At 62.5% G+C, this 15981-nt stretch carries 18 protein-coding genes; 10 read left to right on the forward strand and 8 right to left on the reverse strand.

Translation table 11 applies throughout. The features are described from left to right. Positions 1–46 precede the first annotated feature (46 nt). Complete coding sequence (locus HNP33_RS03505; protein WP_184705712.1) at positions 47–1135, forward strand: TFIIB-type zinc ribbon-containing protein; 1089 nt, start codon at positions 47–49, stop codon at positions 1133–1135. A gap of 79 nt (positions 1136–1214) precedes the next feature. Here the strand turns inward: HNP33_RS03505 and HNP33_RS03510 are convergent, their stop codons facing one another. From HNP33_RS03510 to apaG, 7 genes are all read right to left on the reverse strand, one after another. Continuing rightward, positions 1215–1448 (reverse strand): glycine zipper domain-containing protein, encoded by a 234-nt coding sequence (locus HNP33_RS03510; RefSeq protein WP_184705345.1) that lies wholly within the window; start codon positions 1446–1448, stop codon positions 1215–1217. A 133-nt stretch (positions 1449–1581) separates the two neighbouring features. Then, positions 1582–2112 (reverse strand): CinA family protein, encoded by a 531-nt coding sequence (locus HNP33_RS03515; RefSeq protein WP_184705347.1) that lies wholly within the window; start codon positions 2110–2112, stop codon positions 1582–1584. Then, positions 2109–2615: a phosphatidylglycerophosphatase A gene (locus HNP33_RS03520; protein WP_233464370.1), complete on the reverse strand. Its 507-nt coding sequence runs from the start codon at positions 2613–2615 to the stop codon at positions 2109–2111. The genes HNP33_RS03515 and HNP33_RS03520 overlap by 4 nt, the downstream gene beginning before the upstream one ends. Positions 2616–2704: 89 nt before the next feature. Continuing rightward, positions 2705–4363 (reverse strand): DUF4139 domain-containing protein, encoded by a 1659-nt coding sequence (locus HNP33_RS03525; RefSeq protein WP_233464340.1) that lies wholly within the window; start codon positions 4361–4363, stop codon positions 2705–2707. 87 nt (positions 4364–4450) lie between these two features. Beyond that, a complete protein-coding gene (gene thiL, locus HNP33_RS03530; protein WP_184705717.1) occupies positions 4451–5428 on the reverse strand; it encodes a thiamine-phosphate kinase in 978 nt (325 codons plus the stop codon). A gap of 7 nt (positions 5429–5435) precedes the next feature. Then, positions 5436–7541 carry a site-specific recombinase gene (locus HNP33_RS03535; protein WP_184705351.1) on the reverse strand — a complete coding sequence of 702 codons (2106 nt, stop codon included), beginning with the start codon at positions 7539–7541 and terminating at the stop codon, positions 5436–5438. Further along, on the reverse strand, positions 7541–7951 hold the full coding sequence (gene apaG, locus HNP33_RS03540; protein WP_184705353.1) for a Co2+/Mg2+ efflux protein ApaG: 411 nt from the start codon (positions 7949–7951) through the stop codon (positions 7541–7543). The genes HNP33_RS03535 and apaG overlap by 1 nt, the downstream gene beginning before the upstream one ends. A 29-nt stretch (positions 7952–7980) precedes the next feature. Here apaG and rpe point away from each other — a divergent pair, with 29 nt between their 5' ends. The 9 genes from rpe (at position 7981) to trpC (ending at position 15415) form a co-directional block, all read left to right on the forward strand. Further along, positions 7981–8661: a ribulose-phosphate 3-epimerase gene (rpe, locus tag HNP33_RS03545; RefSeq protein WP_184705355.1), complete on the forward strand. Its 681-nt coding sequence runs from the start codon at positions 7981–7983 to the stop codon at positions 8659–8661. Between the two features lie 138 nt (positions 8662–8799). Then, positions 8800–9513: a phosphoglycolate phosphatase gene (gene gph, locus HNP33_RS03550; protein ID WP_184705357.1), complete on the forward strand. Its 714-nt coding sequence runs from the start codon at positions 8800–8802 to the stop codon at positions 9511–9513. A 171-nt stretch (positions 9514–9684) separates the two neighbouring features. Beyond that, the gene (gene speD / locus HNP33_RS03555; protein WP_184705359.1) at positions 9685–10095 is read left to right on the forward strand and encodes an adenosylmethionine decarboxylase; all 411 of its coding nucleotides are present in this window, start codon (positions 9685–9687) and stop codon (positions 10093–10095) included. 325 nt (positions 10096–10420) lie between these two features. After that, positions 10421–11932, forward strand: a complete 1512-nt coding sequence (gene trpE, locus HNP33_RS03560) for an anthranilate synthase component I (RefSeq protein ID WP_184705361.1) — start codon at positions 10421–10423, stop codon at positions 11930–11932. Further along, a complete protein-coding gene (locus HNP33_RS03565) occupies positions 11929–12258 on the forward strand; it encodes a chorismate mutase (protein WP_184705363.1) in 330 nt (109 codons plus the stop codon). The genes trpE and HNP33_RS03565 overlap by 4 nt, the downstream gene beginning before the upstream one ends. A 2-nt stretch (positions 12259–12260) precedes the next feature. Beyond that, positions 12261–12833: an anthranilate synthase component II gene (locus tag HNP33_RS03570; RefSeq protein WP_184705365.1), complete on the forward strand. Its 573-nt coding sequence runs from the start codon at positions 12261–12263 to the stop codon at positions 12831–12833. Then, positions 12833–13492: a LysE family translocator gene (locus HNP33_RS03575; RefSeq protein WP_184705367.1), complete on the forward strand. Its 660-nt coding sequence runs from the start codon at positions 12833–12835 to the stop codon at positions 13490–13492. Before HNP33_RS03570 ends, HNP33_RS03575 begins: the two co-directional genes overlap by 1 nt. A gap of 31 nt (positions 13493–13523) precedes the next feature. Continuing rightward, the gene (gene trpD, locus HNP33_RS03580; protein WP_184705369.1) at positions 13524–14558 is read left to right on the forward strand and encodes an anthranilate phosphoribosyltransferase; all 1035 of its coding nucleotides are present in this window, start codon (positions 13524–13526) and stop codon (positions 14556–14558) included. Positions 14559–14572: 14 nt separating this feature from the next. Further along, a complete protein-coding gene (trpC, locus tag HNP33_RS03585; protein ID WP_184705371.1) occupies positions 14573–15415 on the forward strand; it encodes an indole-3-glycerol phosphate synthase TrpC in 843 nt (280 codons plus the stop codon). Between the two features lie 71 nt (positions 15416–15486). On the opposite strand, the gene HNP33_RS03590 is transcribed toward trpC, so the two are convergent. Further along, positions 15487–15867 (reverse strand): DUF5329 domain-containing protein, encoded by a 381-nt coding sequence (locus HNP33_RS03590; RefSeq protein WP_184705373.1) that lies wholly within the window; start codon positions 15865–15867, stop codon positions 15487–15489. Between the last annotated feature and the right edge of the window lie 114 nt (positions 15868–15981).

Here is a 15981-nt window from a genome sequence, read left to right on the forward strand (position 1 = left end):
TTCATCTCCCCCCGCCCCCGATCCATTTGCGCCGCCCTCGACCACGATGGTGGCCAAGCATGTCTGCCCCGAGTGCGGTGGCAATCTGGAGTGGAATGCCAAGGCGCAATCGCTCAAGTGCCCCTACTGCGGCACCGTGGTGCCCTGGAGCGAGGAGCAGCAAAAGCAGCTGGGCGGCGACATTGTCGAGCAAGACCTGGCTGCGGCGCTGGCCAACCCCGCCACAGGCCGAGGCTGGGGAGAGGCGCGGCGCGAATACCAGTGCCAGAACTGCCGGGCGATCTCGGTTTTCGTCGATGGCCGGGTGGCTGCGCGCTGTGACTTCTGCGGCTCTCCCGCGATCCAGGCGCATGAAGAGCGCAACGACGCCATCACGCCGCAAAGCCTGCTGCCATTCAAGATCAGCGACGGCCAGGTGCGCGATTTGATCCGCAAGTGGTATGGCAGCCGCTGGTTTGCGCCGAACAAGCTCAAGAGCGCGGCGCTGACCGATACGCTCAAAGGCATCTACCTGCCGTACTGGACGTTCGACGCCCATGTGCAGGCCGAGTGGCGTGCAGACGCCGGTTACTACTACTACACGACCGAGCAGTACCGCGACAGCAATGGCAACATCAGCACCCGCCAGGTGCAGCATGTGCGCTGGGAGCCTGCGGCGGGCAGCCTGCAGCATTTCTTCGATGACGAATTGGTGGCTGGCACCGTGGGCGTACACCCCGCACTGCTGCACAAGGTAGAGCCCTTTCCCACGACCACCGATCTGAAACCCTATTCGCCCGAGTTTGTGCGCGGCTGGACGGTGGAGCGCTACCAGGTGGATCTGCGCCGGGCTGCCGATGTGAACGAAGGCGATATGGACCAGCAGGTGCAGTCGCTGTGCGCGCAGCAGGTGCCGGGCGACACCTATCGCAATCTGCAGGTGCAGCGCGCCTACCAGGGACGCACCTTCAAGCATGTGCTGGTGCCGGTGTGGCTCGTCAGCTATACCTATGGCGCCAAAAGCTACCAGATCGTGGCCAATGGCTACACCGGGCAGATTGCGGGCGAGCAGCCCTACAGCTGGGTGAAGATTGCGTTTGCGGTGCTGTGCGCGATCATCCTGATCGGAATTTTTCTGTCCTTGTCACAAAACTGATGCGCGGCTCCGGGGCGGGCAGCGCGGTAAAGACAACAAAGCCGGGCAAGCCCGGCTTTGTTGTCTGTGCATGGTGTGTTTAGCGGCGGCGTTTGCCATCCATGTTGTCACCCACCTGGTTGCCGAAATAGGCACCTGCTGCGGCGCCGCCAATGGTGCCCAGGGTGGAGCCAAATACCGCGTCACCCAGTACACCACCAGCCACGGCGCCTACGCCGGTACCGATTTGTGCATTGGTAGGGTTGCTGGAGCATGCGCTCAGCCCCGATACGGCCAGAACAACAGATGCGATGGTGATTGCAAGTTTTTTCATGCGGAACTCCTCGTAAGCGCTGCGTGCGATCATGCCGGATGGCATTGTTGCATACATGCGGTCATGGTTTAGTGTCGCGCCGCAGCGGGGCCGATTCCATCGGTCAAAGCGTAACCGTGGTGTGGGACAAGACTTACCCGGCGTGTGCGTCCGCTGCTTCCACCAGTGCGAGCAGGCGGCGCAATGCGTGCTGCACGGTCTGCTGGCGGATGCTGTGGCGATCGCCTTCAAAATGCATGGCTTCGCTGTGCAGCCTGCCGTCCACCTGCCAGCCAAACCACACCGTACCCACGGGTTTGGCGGCTGATCCACCATCGGGCCCGGCAACTCCGGTCACGGCCACGCTCACCTGGGCCTGCGATTGCGCGACTGCACCCTGGGCCATGGCGCGGGCCACGGGCTCGCTGACCGCACCGTGGGCGGCAATCAGGGCCGCGGGCACATCCAGCATGGCTGATTTGGCGCGGTTGGAGTAGGTGACAAAGCCGCAATCGAGCCATTGGCTGGAGCCGGGCCGCTCGGTGCAGGCGCCGGCGATCAGGCCCCCGGTACAGCTCTCGGCAGTTGCCATCAGCCAGCCCTTGTGCATCAGGGCATGGGCGAGCTGCGCAACGTATTCATGTGTTGGCAGCGCATCTTTGGATAGCAAGGCAGCGGTACTCATACAAAATGCCTCCACAGTGCAATGACCAGCAGCGTACAGAACGCGGCCACCAGATCGTCCCACATGATGCCCCAGCCGCCGCCCCAGCCAAACCCCTTGAAGCAGCGGTCGGCCCAGCGCACGGGTTGGGGCTTGGCTGCATCAAAGTAGCGAAACAGCGCAAATGCGATGAGCTGGCCCCAGAAGCCCACTGGCATCACCAGCCACAGGATGATCCAGAAGGCGACCACCTCGTCCCAGACGATGCTGCCCGGATCGGCAATGCCCATGTTCCTGGCCGTGGCCGTGCAGGCCCACCAGCCCAGTGGAATGGAGACCGCAATCAGAATGCCGATGGCCTGCGGTGTCAGCCACAGCTGCAGCACCAGATAAGCCACCCAGGCCCACAAGGTGCCCACCGTGCCCGGTGCCTTGGGGCTGAGGCCGGAGCCAAAGCCCATGGCAATCCAATGCAGCGGATTCTGCAGCATGAACGCCCAGCCGGCTTTGCGCGGGGCCGGCATCGGGCTTGCAGATTCAGCCAGGGTGGCATGCGGCGTGGAAATTGGCGTATCGCTCATGGCGCCAATGATAAGCCTGCACGCGCTGGCGGTTATCGATCTTCCTGGATGGACACGTCCTGCGGATAGCGAATGTCATGCTGTGCGCTGAACTCTGCCGTGTCGCCGGCAGCCAGCGGCTGCCACCATTCCACCATGCCGGCCTGGTCTTGCCAGCGCGGGCTGCGCGGCTCGGGCCGGTAGGTGGAGGCGACCGTGATCTTGTCGTTGCGCGATACCGGTGCGGCCTCCAGCACCTGCAATTGCACGGCGCGGTCATGCCGGTTGGTGATGGCGTAGCGGTGCAGCACCTTGCGTGCTGTCTTGCTGGCCAGAAAGCCGCCACTGCCTGTGTCCTGCTCGGAGGGCAACTCGCGCACGCTGATCCTGTCATCGCGGCCAAACGACAGGCCGCGCGCCAGCGCTGTGGCATTGCCAAAATCCAGCTGGCCATTGCCGACGAAGGCCGTGTCGCGGAACAGCGCCACCGGGCCCGCAGGCCACACGCCGGGCGGCGCTGCCAAGGTGGCAACCAGATAGGCCGCTTCTTCCACTGCTGGCGTGCTGCGCGTGATCAGGCTCACCGGCTGGTTCACCGAGCCCAGCGACAGGGTGATGCGTTCGCTGCTGGCGGGCACGGTGATCTTGTAGGGCACAACAAACTGCGTGCTGTAGGCGGTATTGATGCTGGAGACATCCAGCTCCGGCAATGGTGCACTGGATTTGGCGTCCACAGAGCCAAACAAGGTCACCGAGCTGGGGGCTGGCGCTGGCGCCGCTGCAGGCGCTGCTGCGACTTCATACACGCGCTGCTGGCGTACATCCAGCGTCCAGGGGCGGGGCAGGCGGGCCTGCGTGTTGCGCCCAGGCTGGCCGGTGGACAGCGTCAGCTGCACATTGCTCCAGTCTTCGCCGCTGGCCTGCACCACCAGGGCTTGGCGCTCCAGCTGCACCTGGTTCTTGGCGGTATCGAGCTGCGCCCGGTAGCTGGGCTGCCAGCTGGGGCCGCGTACCTGGTAGTTCAGGCGCACGGTGGCGTCGGCGTTGGTGGCCAGTTGCACTGTCACGCGCATTACCTGGGCACGTTGTGCACCGGTGCGATCCCGCTCCAGGCGCAGCGGCTTGAGTTGTTCTTCGATCAGCTCTTTCTGGCGCAGCAGCTGGTGGGCGCGCAGCGCGTTGTCGCGGCTGGTGGTGCGCAGGGCGTCGCTGGTGGCGCCAATCTGGCTGGGCGGTGTGGGCTTGTTGCCTTCGCTGCCGGGCTGGGTGAGGCCCTGCAGGTAGCTGGCCACCAGGGTTGACGCGCCGGAGTCGGCGTTGATCGCGGCAAGCTGGTCTTCCAGCGCGCGGATCTGCGTATCGAGCGGGCTGGCGCAGCTTTTGCCTGCCACATCGCGCGGTTGGAGCAGGGTTTTGTAATCTCCGATGCGAACCTGGGCATCGGCGCTGACTTGCAGGCTGGCCACATCGATGGCCGCGGGCAGGCATTCAAATGTAAGCTGCCGCGTGCCTGCATTGATGCGGGCCGTGCGCTCGACCGCGGCCACGCCGGGGTAGAGCACCACCTGGCTGATGGGTGCCTGGGCGCCAGCTAGTACCTGTGTGCCCACGTCCGCAGCCAATGCAGAGGCACACCCTGCGGCCAGGGCGGTGGCCAGGGTAATGGGGGTGGGATGAATGAATTGCATGAATTGCCGAGGCTTGCGTTGCATGGAGTCTCCTGTACCGCTGCCACGATAGCAGGCTTGGCGCCCGCCGTGGTTGCTGGCGCGCCGCAGGCTCCGGGCCTCGTCGCGCCCTCAGGTCTTGAAGTGGTCGAACGACCGCCAGTGCGGCGTGACGGGCTGGCCTTGCGCATCCAGTACGCGCAAACCGGGCTCGGCGGTGATGCGGCCAATGCGGTGGACGGGAGTCTGCGCCGCAATGGCGGCGGCCTGTACAGCAGTACGCAGGCTTGCGGCTGCGGTAAAGCACAGTTCGTAGTCGTCGCCGCCAGCGAGGGTGCACTGTTGCAGGAGATTTTGGTCAAAACCGGCGGTGGCGCTTTTCCATAGAGCGCTGGCAGCTATCAGCTGGGTAGTTGCTTCCAGGTGAACTTCGGCCCCCACCTGGCTGGCCTGCAGGATGTGCGACAGATCACCCAGCAGGCCATCGCTCACATCGAGCGCGCTGCTGGCAATGCCACGCAGTGCCATGCCCAGCGCCACGCGTGGGGTGGGGCGTTCCAGCCGCTCACGGGCGGCAGCCAGCGCTTGGGCGGGCAAGGTGATGCGGCCGAGCAGGGATTCCAGCGCAAGCCGCGCATCGCCCAAGCTGCCGCTCACATAGATATCGTCGCCCGCCTGCGCACCGCTGCGCAGCAGTGCCTGCCCGGCGGGTACGTCGCCGAATACCGTGATGCAGATGTTGAGCGGGCCTTGCGTGGTGTCGCCGCCAATCAATTCGCAGCCGTGGGCGTCGGCCAGCGCAAACATGCCTTGGGCAAAGCCTTGCAACCAGGCTTCTTCCACCTGTGGCAGAGCCAGCGCCAAGGTGAAGGCGCGCGGGGTGGCGCCGCTGGCAGCGAGGTCGCTCAGGTTGACGGCCAGCGCCTTGTGGCCCAGGGCACGCGGGTCCACATCGGCGAAAAAGTGGCGGCCCTGTACAAGCATGTCGCAAGAGATGGCCAATTGCAGACCGGGCGCAGGGGCGAGCAGGGCGCAGTCGTCACCAATACCCAGCACGGCGCGGCGCACCGGCCGTTTGAAGTACCTGGCAATCAGATCGAATTCGCCCAGCGCCATGTCATCGGCCTCCAACGGGCTCTGTCGTTGCGCTCTTGCTCAGCCGCAGTGGCAGCAAGAAGCTCATCGGGCGCGAGAAAAAGCGTTTGGTCAGCGCCTTGTAGATGTGCGAGCGCTCGACATTGCTGACGTTCTGCGCGCGCAACGCCAAGCGGAAGGCGAGGTAAAAGCTCACCAGAATATTGAACCCGCCCATGAATGGCAACGCTGCAATCGCCAGCCAGAAACCGGGGTAGTGCAGGGCTTGCAGGCCCATGCTGGCGGCGGCCGCCGCTGCCTGGCCCGACGCCAGGGTGACGTGGCGGATGTCGATGGGCAGGCCAAAGAACTGCGCCGTTACCGGAATCAGCCCGAGCATGAAGCCCAGCGAGATATTGGAGGCAAACCCGGAGATATTGCGCCGCATGAAGCGGGCCCAGCGCGCGGCTCGTGCCTTGCCCAGAAGGCCGGTGATGCGCGGGTTGTAGCGAATGGCCGAATCCATGTGGTGCAGCACGAACCAGTTTTCCGTCCACCCGGCGATGATGCTCGACGAGAACAGCAGCACACCGGTAAAGGCGGCATACAGCACCGACGGCCCCAGCAGGCTGATGGAGTGCAGGGTTTGCATGGCATAGATCTTGTCGATGAACGGCGTGCCATGGGCGTAGGCCCAGGCCAGAGCCAGAACCAGTACCGTCGGGAACACCACCAGCACATTGCCCAGCACCGCAGCCACTTGCGAGCGCACCAGGTAACTCACCTCATCGACAAACGAAGCAATGCCGGCATCGGTATTTCCCGATTCCTTGAGCTTGGCTGCCATGGCGGGAGCAGTCATGGCCGGTTGCTTGGTGGCAACCGTGAAATGCAGCAGCTGGATCAGCACGAAGCTGATGGCGTAGTTGATACCTGCGATGAAGCCGCCCCAGAAGGCCGACAGTGCCACCGCGTGCAGTGCAAACTTGATGAGCGTGGTGAAGGCCATCACGAAACCGCCGCCTGCGGCCTTGCGAACCATGTGCGCGTATTCGCGGCTGTCGCGGGTGATGTAGTGTTCGCCCGTCTCGGCGCTGCGCTCGGCCACCTTGGAGGCCAGCAGCGAGGAGTTGGAGGAGATCAGCGCGCGCACGCTCTGGCGCTCCAGCCCCACCACCACCAGATGGGCCAGCAGCTTGGCCGTGATGGTGTTGGGGTTGGCGGACAGCAGGCAGTCAAGCAGCTCACGCACGCGCAGAATGCGCATGCGCAGCTGGCGCAGGCGGAAGACGACGCCGACCGACACGCCGTTGTCCTCGAAATGCTCGTAGATCGAGGCCACGGCAGCGCGGCATTCGTCCAGACTGCTGCGCACGCTCACCTCGGCCTCCAGAACATCGGCGGCCTTGGGGCTGTGGTGCAGCATGGCCTTGCGCAGCTCTTCCACATGGCTGATCAAGGTGTAGAACGGCTGGGTGTTCTGTGCGCTGCCGCTCATGCGCAGGCGCAGCTCGGGCGTAAAACCAGAGGCCAGAATCTGCCCGGCGCAGTAAGTGACGGCGTTGAGCACCAGCATCTGCCAGGGCGAGAGCCGGTTGCCGTAATGCTCTTGCCCGGCGATGACGCCTTCGTGCACATCGCTTTGGGCAATCTGGGTGGGCACCACCACAGGTGTTTCAATCGCCGCAAAACCGGGCGAGAGCAGGGCGGCAATGCGCTCCAGCGTCTTGGCATCCAGTGCCTTGAGCCATTGCGCGTCAAACGGGGTGTGCAGCGCCATCGAGAACAGCACGGTGGCGTCGATTGTCTCTGGCGTCGAGGGCAGCAACTTCCAGCGCAGGCGCTCGGCCAGCTCATTGAAGAAGGCGGTGCGTGGCGCAAACCCGAAATCGGCCAGCAGTGCCGTCAGGTCCACAGTCTGCAGCAGGCACGCCCACCAGGCCTGCAGCTTGTGGCGCAGCTCGGGCTTGGCCTCCATCGCATCCAGGAGCTGGCCCACGCGGGCAACGGCCGCATCCACCGACACCTGCTCGCCCCGAATCCAGTCGGCCACCTCGATGATCCACAGGTTGCGCTCGGCCAGCGGCGCATCGGGGTTCAGGCTGGCCAGCAGGGCGGGCAGCCGGTCTTGCTTTTTTTTGCCAAACATCAGTGCAGAACCCGTCCGTGGGCCAGATCGTCGTCCTGCTCGGGGTACTGCGTGGCATCGAGCACAAAGCGGGGAATCGGGCAGTCAAAGGTATCGGCATCTTCGGTGATGCAGAAATACGTGCCCTCCATGCTGCCCTGGGGGGTGGCCAGGCGGCATTGGCTCTGGTACTGAAAGGATTCGCCGGGCTGCAGCAGCGGCTGGTGGCCGACCACACCCAGACCACGCACTTCCTGCACTTTGCCGCTGGCATCCTTGATGATCCAGTGGCGCGCGATCAGCTGCGCAGCGGTGGCGCCGCTGTTGCGGATGGTGATGGTATAGGCGAACTGGTAGACCCCGGCTTCAGGCGCCGAGTGCTCGGGCATGTACTGCGGTGTCACTGAGACATCAAACTGGTGCTTTGGCATATGGAAATACTAACTGCGACAATAACGGGATGAGCTCCCCTTACCGAATTGCCCCCTCGATCCTGTCCGCAGACTTTGCCCGCCTGGGTGAAGAGGTGCGCTCCGTACTGGCTGCCGGTGCCGACTGGATTCACTTTGACGTGATGGACAACCATTACGTTCCCAATCTGACATTTGGCCCCATGGTATGCGCGGCCCTGAAGCCGCACGCGGTGCTGCCCAATGGACAGCCTGCGCCCATCGATGTGCACCTGATGGTGCAGCCCGTCGATGCGCTGGCAGCCGCCTTTGCCGAGGCGGGTGCTGACTATATCAGCTTCCACCCGGATGCCTCGACCCACGTACACCGCAGCATACAGGCCATCAAGTCACAGGGCTGTAAGGCGGGTCTGGTATTCAATCCGGCCGCATCGCTTGATGTTCTGGACTGGGTGATCGAAGACATCGACCTGATCCTGCTGATGAGCGTGAACCCCGGCTTTGGCGGCCAGAGCTTCATCGACAACACCTTCCGCAAGATCGAGGCCGCCCGAAAGCGCATCGAGGCAAGCGGCAAGGATATTCGCCTGGAAGTGGATGGCGGCATCAAGGAAAGCAACATCCGCAAGGTGGCCGATGCCGGTGCCGATACCTTTGTGGCTGGCAGCGCCATTTTTGGCAAGCCAGATTACAAGGCGGTGATCGACCAGATGCGTACGGCGCTGGCCTGAGTCGCTGAAAATAGGTAAAACGGCTGCCAGCGCTTGCCCAGCGGGCGCTGATAGCTATTGTTTTGATGCGTGATTCGCACTATTCGGCCGCTTGCCTTGCCGAATGGGAAAGTTCACGCGCTGATATCGAAGAAAGCCATGACCGTATCGCTTGCCAAGCTGCCTCTTCCCAACGGCGGTGCCATTGAAGCCGTGATCGTCGATCTGGACGGCACCATGGTTGACACCATGGGCGATTTTGCCGAGGCCCTCAACCGCATGCTGGCGGATCTGCAGCTGCCTGCGATTGATGCGCAAGCCATCGAGCCCATGGTGGGCAAGGGATCGGAGAATCTGCTGCGGTCGGTGCTTCAGCACGTGCTGTCGCGGCAAGGGCACGTACCAGCTGCGACAGAGATCGACAACTACTATGCCCGTGCCTGGGAGCAATACCAGCACCACTACCTGGCGATCAATGGCCGGTTCTCCAGGGTGTACGACGGCGTGGAGCAAGGCCTGCGCCAGATGCGCAACCTCGGCCTGAAGATGGCTTGCCTGACCAACAAGCCGCTATCCTTTGCCGAGCCGCTGCTCAAGGCCAAGGGCCTGCGTGATTATTTCGACTGCGTCTTTGGCGGTGACTCGTTCGAGCGGAAAAAACCCGATCCGCTGCCGCTCCTCAAGACCTGCCAGGCCCTGGGCAGCCAGCCCGCCACCACGCTGATGGTGGGCGACAGCAGCAACGATGCCGAAGCGGCGCACAACGCTGGCTGCCCCGTGGTGCTGGTGAGCTACGGCTACAACCACGGCCAGCCAATCCGCAATGTTCAGGCGGCCGGGTATGTGGATTCGCTGGCTGAACTGACACGCTGAATGCTATCGATTTTGAATGTTTCGCGCCCATGAGAGTAGCGCTGGCGGTAAGTTCTCTTGGCATGCAATTCATGCCCAGCAAGGCCCTGCAGCTATGATGGCGCTGCTGCCAACCGCCTGCAGGGTGGTTTTGGACGCGCCTTCGCCCTTGCCAAACTACATTGTTACCCCATGGATGGATTGCACCTGACTGCCGATTTGTACCAATGCCAGTGCGCCCCGTCGCTACTGACGGAGCAGGTACAGCTGGCGCAGCTGTGCGTGGGCCAGACCATGCGTTCGGGCCTCACCGTGGTGGCGCAGCGCTGGCACAGCTTTCCGCCAATGAACGACAAACCTGCGGGCGTTACCGGAACGGTGCTGCTGGCCGAGTCACACCTGGCGATCCACACCTGGCCCGAAAGCGGCAGTGTGTCGCTGGATCTGTACGTCTGCAACTTCTCGGAAGACAACACCGCCAAGGCCCACGTGCTGATGCAAAGCCTGCTCAAAGCGCTGGCGCCCACCCGTGTGCATCAACAGCACTTACGGCGGGGCGACGCCAGCGCGGCAGTTGCCTTTGACAGCGGCGGTGGCCGCTGATTGGCGCATCTGCAACGCTGCCTGACAGCGCGATCACGCCGCATCGTGGGCCAATATCCGGCATTTGCGGGAAATTGGCACTGGCGCCTCCAATGGTTTGCTACACTAAAGCCCATGTTCATCCATCACGCAGTCATTGCAGGTCTCGCAGGCCGGGGAGCTTGGCCCTGGCGTAAGCCTGCGACCATGTCTGTTTGATTGCCGCTGGGTGACACGCCCCAGCGTGCGCCCGAGGCCATGCCGACCGGTATGGCCGCCAAGATGAACTGCAGCGCACGATACGCACACATCCAGCGTGCGCTGCCAAAGCTGGGGACGATTCTTCGTGATCACCGAACTCGAATTCAAAAGTCTGGCCAACCAAGGCTACAACCGCATTCCTCTCGTCGCTGATGCGTTTGCGGATCTCGAAACACCTCTATCGCTGTATTTGAAGCTGTGCCATGCGCATGACGATGGCAAGCACAGCTTTCTGCTGGAATCCGTGGTGGGTGGAGAGCGCTTTGGCCGCTACAGCTTCATCGGGCTGCCCGCGCGCACCCTGCTGCGCGCGACGGGGTTTGGCGCTGCGGCCAACACCGAAGTGGTGACCGACGGCAAGGTGGTGGAGACGCACCAGGGCAATCCGCTTGATTTCATCGCTGCGTACCAGCAGCGCTTCAAGGTCGCGCTGGGCGCGGGCCTGCCGCGCTTTTGTGGTGGCCTGGCAGGCTATTTTGGCTACGACGCGGTGCGCTACATCGAGAAGAAGCTCGAAAACAGCTGCCCGCCCGATACCCTGGGCACGCCCGACATCATGCTGCTGCAGTGCGAGGAGGTGGCCGTCATCGACAACCTCTCGGGCAAGCTCTACCTGATCGTCTACGCCAACCCCGGCGAGGCCGAGGCTTACAGTAAGGCCAAGAAGCGCGTGCGCCAGCTCAAGGAGCAACTGCGCTATTCGGTCAGCGTGCCACGCATCCGTGCGGGAGAGAGCTACCCGGCAGAGCGCAGCTTTGCCAAGGCGGATTACCTGCGCGCCGTCGAAGAGGCCAAGGAGATGATTGCGGCAGGCGATTTCATGCAGGTGCAGGTGGGGCAGCGCATCCACAAGCGCTACACCGAAAGCCCGCTTTCGCTGTACCGGGCGCTGCGCTCGCTCAATCCCAGCCCTTACATGTACTACTACCACTTTGGCGACTTCCAGGTGGTGGGGGCGAGCCCCGAGATCCTGGTGCGGCAGGAGCAGGTCGAGCATGAAGGCGGTGTGGGCCAGAAGATCACCATCCGCCCGCTGGCCGGTACGCGCCCGCGCGCATCCACGCCAGAGAAAGACAGGGCAACCGAGCACGAGCTGGTGAACGATCCCAAGGAGCGTGCCGAGCATGTGATGCTGATCGATCTGGCGCGCAACGACATCGGCCGCATCGCCAAGACCGGCAGCGTCAAGGTGACCGAGGCCTTTGCGGTGGAGCGCTACAGCCATGTGATGCACATCGTGAGCAATGTCGAAGGCATTCTGAAAGACGGCATGACGAGCATGGACGTGCTCAAGGCCACCTTCCCGGCGGGCACGCTGTCGGGCGCGCCCAAGGTGCATGCGATGGAGGTGATCGACCAGCTAGAGCCCGTCAAGCGCGGCATCTATGGCGGCGCCTGTGGTTACCTGAGCTATGCCGGCGACATGGATCTGGCCATTGCCATCCGCACCGGCGTGATCAAGGACGGCATGCTGTATGTGCAGGCCGCAGCCGGTGTGGTGGCCGATTCGGTGCCCGAGCTGGAATGGAAAGAGACTGAACACAAGGCGCGTGCACTGCTGCGCGCGGCCGAACTCGTAGAGGAAGGACTGGAATGACCCGCGCTATCGACAAAGTGCAAGACTGCAACACCATGACCGACGTGCGCCGCCATGTAAACGCGCTCGACGACATCCTGGTGCCACTCTTGGTGGAGCGCGGCGGCTACATGACCCAGGCCGCCAAGGTCAAGAACAACCCCGATCTGGTGCGCGACGAAGAGCGCATCGAAACCATCGTTGCCCGCGTGCGTGAGCGCGCGGCACTGGAAGGGGGCCAGCCCGATGTGATTGAGGCCATCTACCGCGCGATGATGGAAACCTACATCGCCTATGAACACCGTGAACTGGCGCGCCTGCAGGCAGGCGGCACACCGAGGGAGTGACGATGAAAAAACTGTTGATGGTCGATAACTACGACAGCTTCACCTACAACATCGTCCAGTACTTTGGCGAGCTGGGCGTCGATGTGGTCGTGGTGCGCAATGACGAAACCTCGCTCGACGAGATTGCCGCCCACCAACCAGACTGGCTGGTGATATCGCCCGGGCCCTGCAGTCCAGCGGAGGCGGGAATCTCCGTGCAGGCCATCCAGCACTTTGCAGGCAAGCTGCCCATTCTTGGGGTGTGCCTGGGCCACCAGGCCATTGGCGCAGCCTTTGGCGGCAATGTCATCCGTGCGGTTCAGCAGATGCACGGCAAGACCAGTGTCATCCACACCACGCAGCAAGGCGTGTTTGCCGATCTGCCAGAGGAATTCACCGTCAACCGCTACCACTCCCTCGTGATCGAGCGCAGCACCTGCCCCGATTGCCTGGAAGTGACGGCGACCAGTGAAGACGGTGAAATCCAGGGCGTGCGCCACAAGACGCTACCGATCCAGGGTGTGCAGTTCCACCCCGAAAGCATTCTGACCGAGCATGGCCACGCCATGCTGAAGAACTTTCTGGAGCAGCGCTGATGATCGAGTTGCACCAGTTGCTGATGTTTGTTGCTGCGGGCTGGTTGCTCAACCTCACGCCTGGCCCCGATGTGTTCTACATGGTTAGCCACGCGGCGCGGCAGGGCATGCGTGCCGGGTTGGTGGCCAGTGCTGGCATCACGGCGGGATGCATGGTGCATGTGGCAGCAGCGGCGCTGGGTGTCGGGGCGCTACTGGCAGCCTCGGCTACTGCGTTCACCGTGCTCAAATGGCTGGGCGCTGCCTATCTGATGTGGATGGGCATCAAGCTCCTGTTTGCCAAGAATGATAGCAAGCTGCTGGCGCAGGATGCGCGCGAGACCGGTATTTCGGCTGGCTCCATCAGTTTGGCGCGTATCTTCTGGGGCGGCTTCTGGACCAATGTGCTCAACCCGAAGGTTGCAATCTTTTTCCTCGCCTTCATTCCACAGTTCATTTCGCCCGATTACGCCCACAAGAGCCTGGCTTTTGCGGCGCTGGGGCTGCTGTTCAATATCAACGCCATTCCGGTGAATGCCTTGTGGGTGTACATGGGATCGAGCCTGGCACGGCGTGCCGGTTGGCTGCGTCCGCGCCTGCACTGGCTCGATCGCACGGCAGGCGCCATGTTCATCGGCTTCGGGCTCAAGCTGGCATTGAGCGAAAAGCCTGGCACCTGAAGAAATTCACTCTATAACCAGAGACAACACTATGTCGATTACCCCCCAGGAAGCGCTGCAACGTACGATCGAACACCGCGAAATCTTCCACGATGAAATGCTGCACCTGATGCGCATGATCATGAAGGGCGAGTTATCGCCGGTGATGACGGCCTCCATCCTCACCGGCCTGCGCGTCAAGAAGGAAACCATTGGCGAGATCAGCGCGGCTGCCGAGGTGATGCGCGAGTTCTCCAACAAGGTACATGTGAACGACCGCAGCAACCTGGTCGACATCGTCGGCACCGGCGGCGATGGCGCCAACACCTTCAATATCTCGACCTGCGCCATCTTCGTGATTGCTGGGGCTGGCGGCAAGGTCAGCAAGCATGGCGGGCGCAGTGTCTCCAGCAAATCCGGCAGTGCCGATGCGATGGAGGCGCTGGGCGTCAACATCAACCTCACCCCCGAGCAGATTGCGCAAAGCATTGCGCAGGTGGGCATCGGCTTCATGTTTGCGCCCAACCACCACCCGGCCATGAAGAACGTGGCGCCCGTGCGCAAGGAGCTGGGCGTGCGCACCATCTTCAACATCCTGGGTCCCCTCACCAATCCGGCGGGCGCGCCCAATATCCTGATGGGGGTGTTCCACGAAGACCTGGTCGGCATCCAGGTGCGCGCGCTGCAGCGCCTGGGCGCCGAGCACGCACTGGTGGTGTATGGCCGTGACGGGCTTGACGAGATCAGCCTGGGCGCAGGCACCCTGGTGGGCGAGCTGAAGGACGGCGTGGTGCGCGAGTACGAGATTCACCCCGAAGACTTCGGGATCCAGATGGTCGGCACCCGCGCCTTCCGCGTGGACAACCCCGAAGAATCCAAAGCCATGCTGCTGGGCATTCTGCAGGGCGAAAAAGGCCCGGCGCGCGACATTGTCTGCCTGAACGCAGGCGCGGCGCTCTATGCGGCCAATGTGGCCGAATCCATCGAAGACGGTCTGCAGCGCGCCCGCGCGGCAATCGACAGTGGTGCTGCATTGGCCAAGCTCAAAGCGCTGGTGGCATTCACCCAGCAATACGCCAACGCCTGAAGAAAGTAATATCTATGTCCGATATCTTGAAGAAAATCTGCGACGTCAAAGTCGAAGAAGTGGCCGAAGCGAAAAAGCGCTTGTCGTTTGAAGGCATGCGCCGCGATGCGGAAAGCCGCGTCGTGACGCGCGATTTTGTAGGGGCCTTGCGCGCCAAAATCGCTGCGGGTGAGGCGGGGGTGATTGCCGAAATCAAAAAGGCGAGTCCGAGCAAGGGCGTCATTCGCGCAGATTTTGACCCGGCCGACATTGCACAAAGCTACATGGTGGGCAATAGCAACAACAAGGCCAAAATTCACGGTAACGCGACAGCGGCTTGCCTGTCGGTGCTGACGGATCGCCAGTTTTTTCAGGGCGAGCCCGATTTTCTGAAGCAGGCGCGTGCCAGTACCTTGCTGCCGGTGCTGCGCAAGGATTTCATGGTCGATCCCTACCAGATCTATGAATCGCGGGCGATGGGCGCCGACTGCGTGCTGCTGATTGCCGCCTGTCTGGATGACGCGCAGATGGCCGAGATGGAGCAGATCGCGCGCAGCCTCGATATGGCCGTGCTGGTGGAGGTACACGACGGTGCCGAGCTGGAGCGCGCCCTCAAGCTCAAGACGCCGCTGGTGGGTATCAACAACCGCAACCTGCGCACCTTCGAGGTCAGCATCCAGACGACGCTCGATCTGCAAAAGCATGTGCCTGCCGACCGCCTGCTGGTGACGGAGTCGGGCATCACGACCCGTGACGATGTGAAGACCATGCGCGATGCCGGCATCAACGCTTTCTTGGTGGGTGAGGCTTTCATGCGTGCCGATGAGCCTGGAGAGGCGCTGGCAGCCTTGTTTGCCAATCCGGTCGAACGCGCTTAAAACACTATCAAAAAAAGAGCTGCTGGCGTGCTACCTTGGTGCGCCAGCAGCTCTTTTTTTAAATCATGGAGCTATTTTCTGACGCGAATCTGCTCCAACTGCTCGGTAAACCACTGTTTGCTGTCGGTCTCGGGCTGGCCGGGGCAGCGCACCCGGTAGGGCTTGCTCGACATGCTGCTCTGGCTGGCGGCACGGTCGATGAAGGCCTCGGTTGTGGGCACCAGGTTTTTCTTGAGCAGGTAGTCGTACTTGCCCTGCAGATGCTGGCTGGCCTGTTTGGCGCTGTACCAGCTGCCGTTGCGGTTGAATTCGCAGCCGGATGTGAGCAGGGCTGAAAACAGGCCGTCAATTTCGATAGCCGTGGCGGCTTGCGGCGCGGCGTGTACCGCGGCGGCAGACAGGCAAGCGGCCGCCAATGCGGCCTTTGCAAAAGTGAAGGTGAAAGATGACATGCGCAGATATTGCCGTGAACTGCGCCACCAAGCTGTAAACCTGTGTTAACATTTATTGAGAATTATTCTCATTAATGGGTGCGAATCGCCATGGCTTTCCGTTCTGCGAAAAGC

It is taken from the genome of Comamonas odontotermitis (assembly GCF_014207855.1).
GTDB lineage: Bacteria > Pseudomonadota > Gammaproteobacteria > Burkholderiales > Burkholderiaceae_C > Comamonas > Comamonas odontotermitis_A.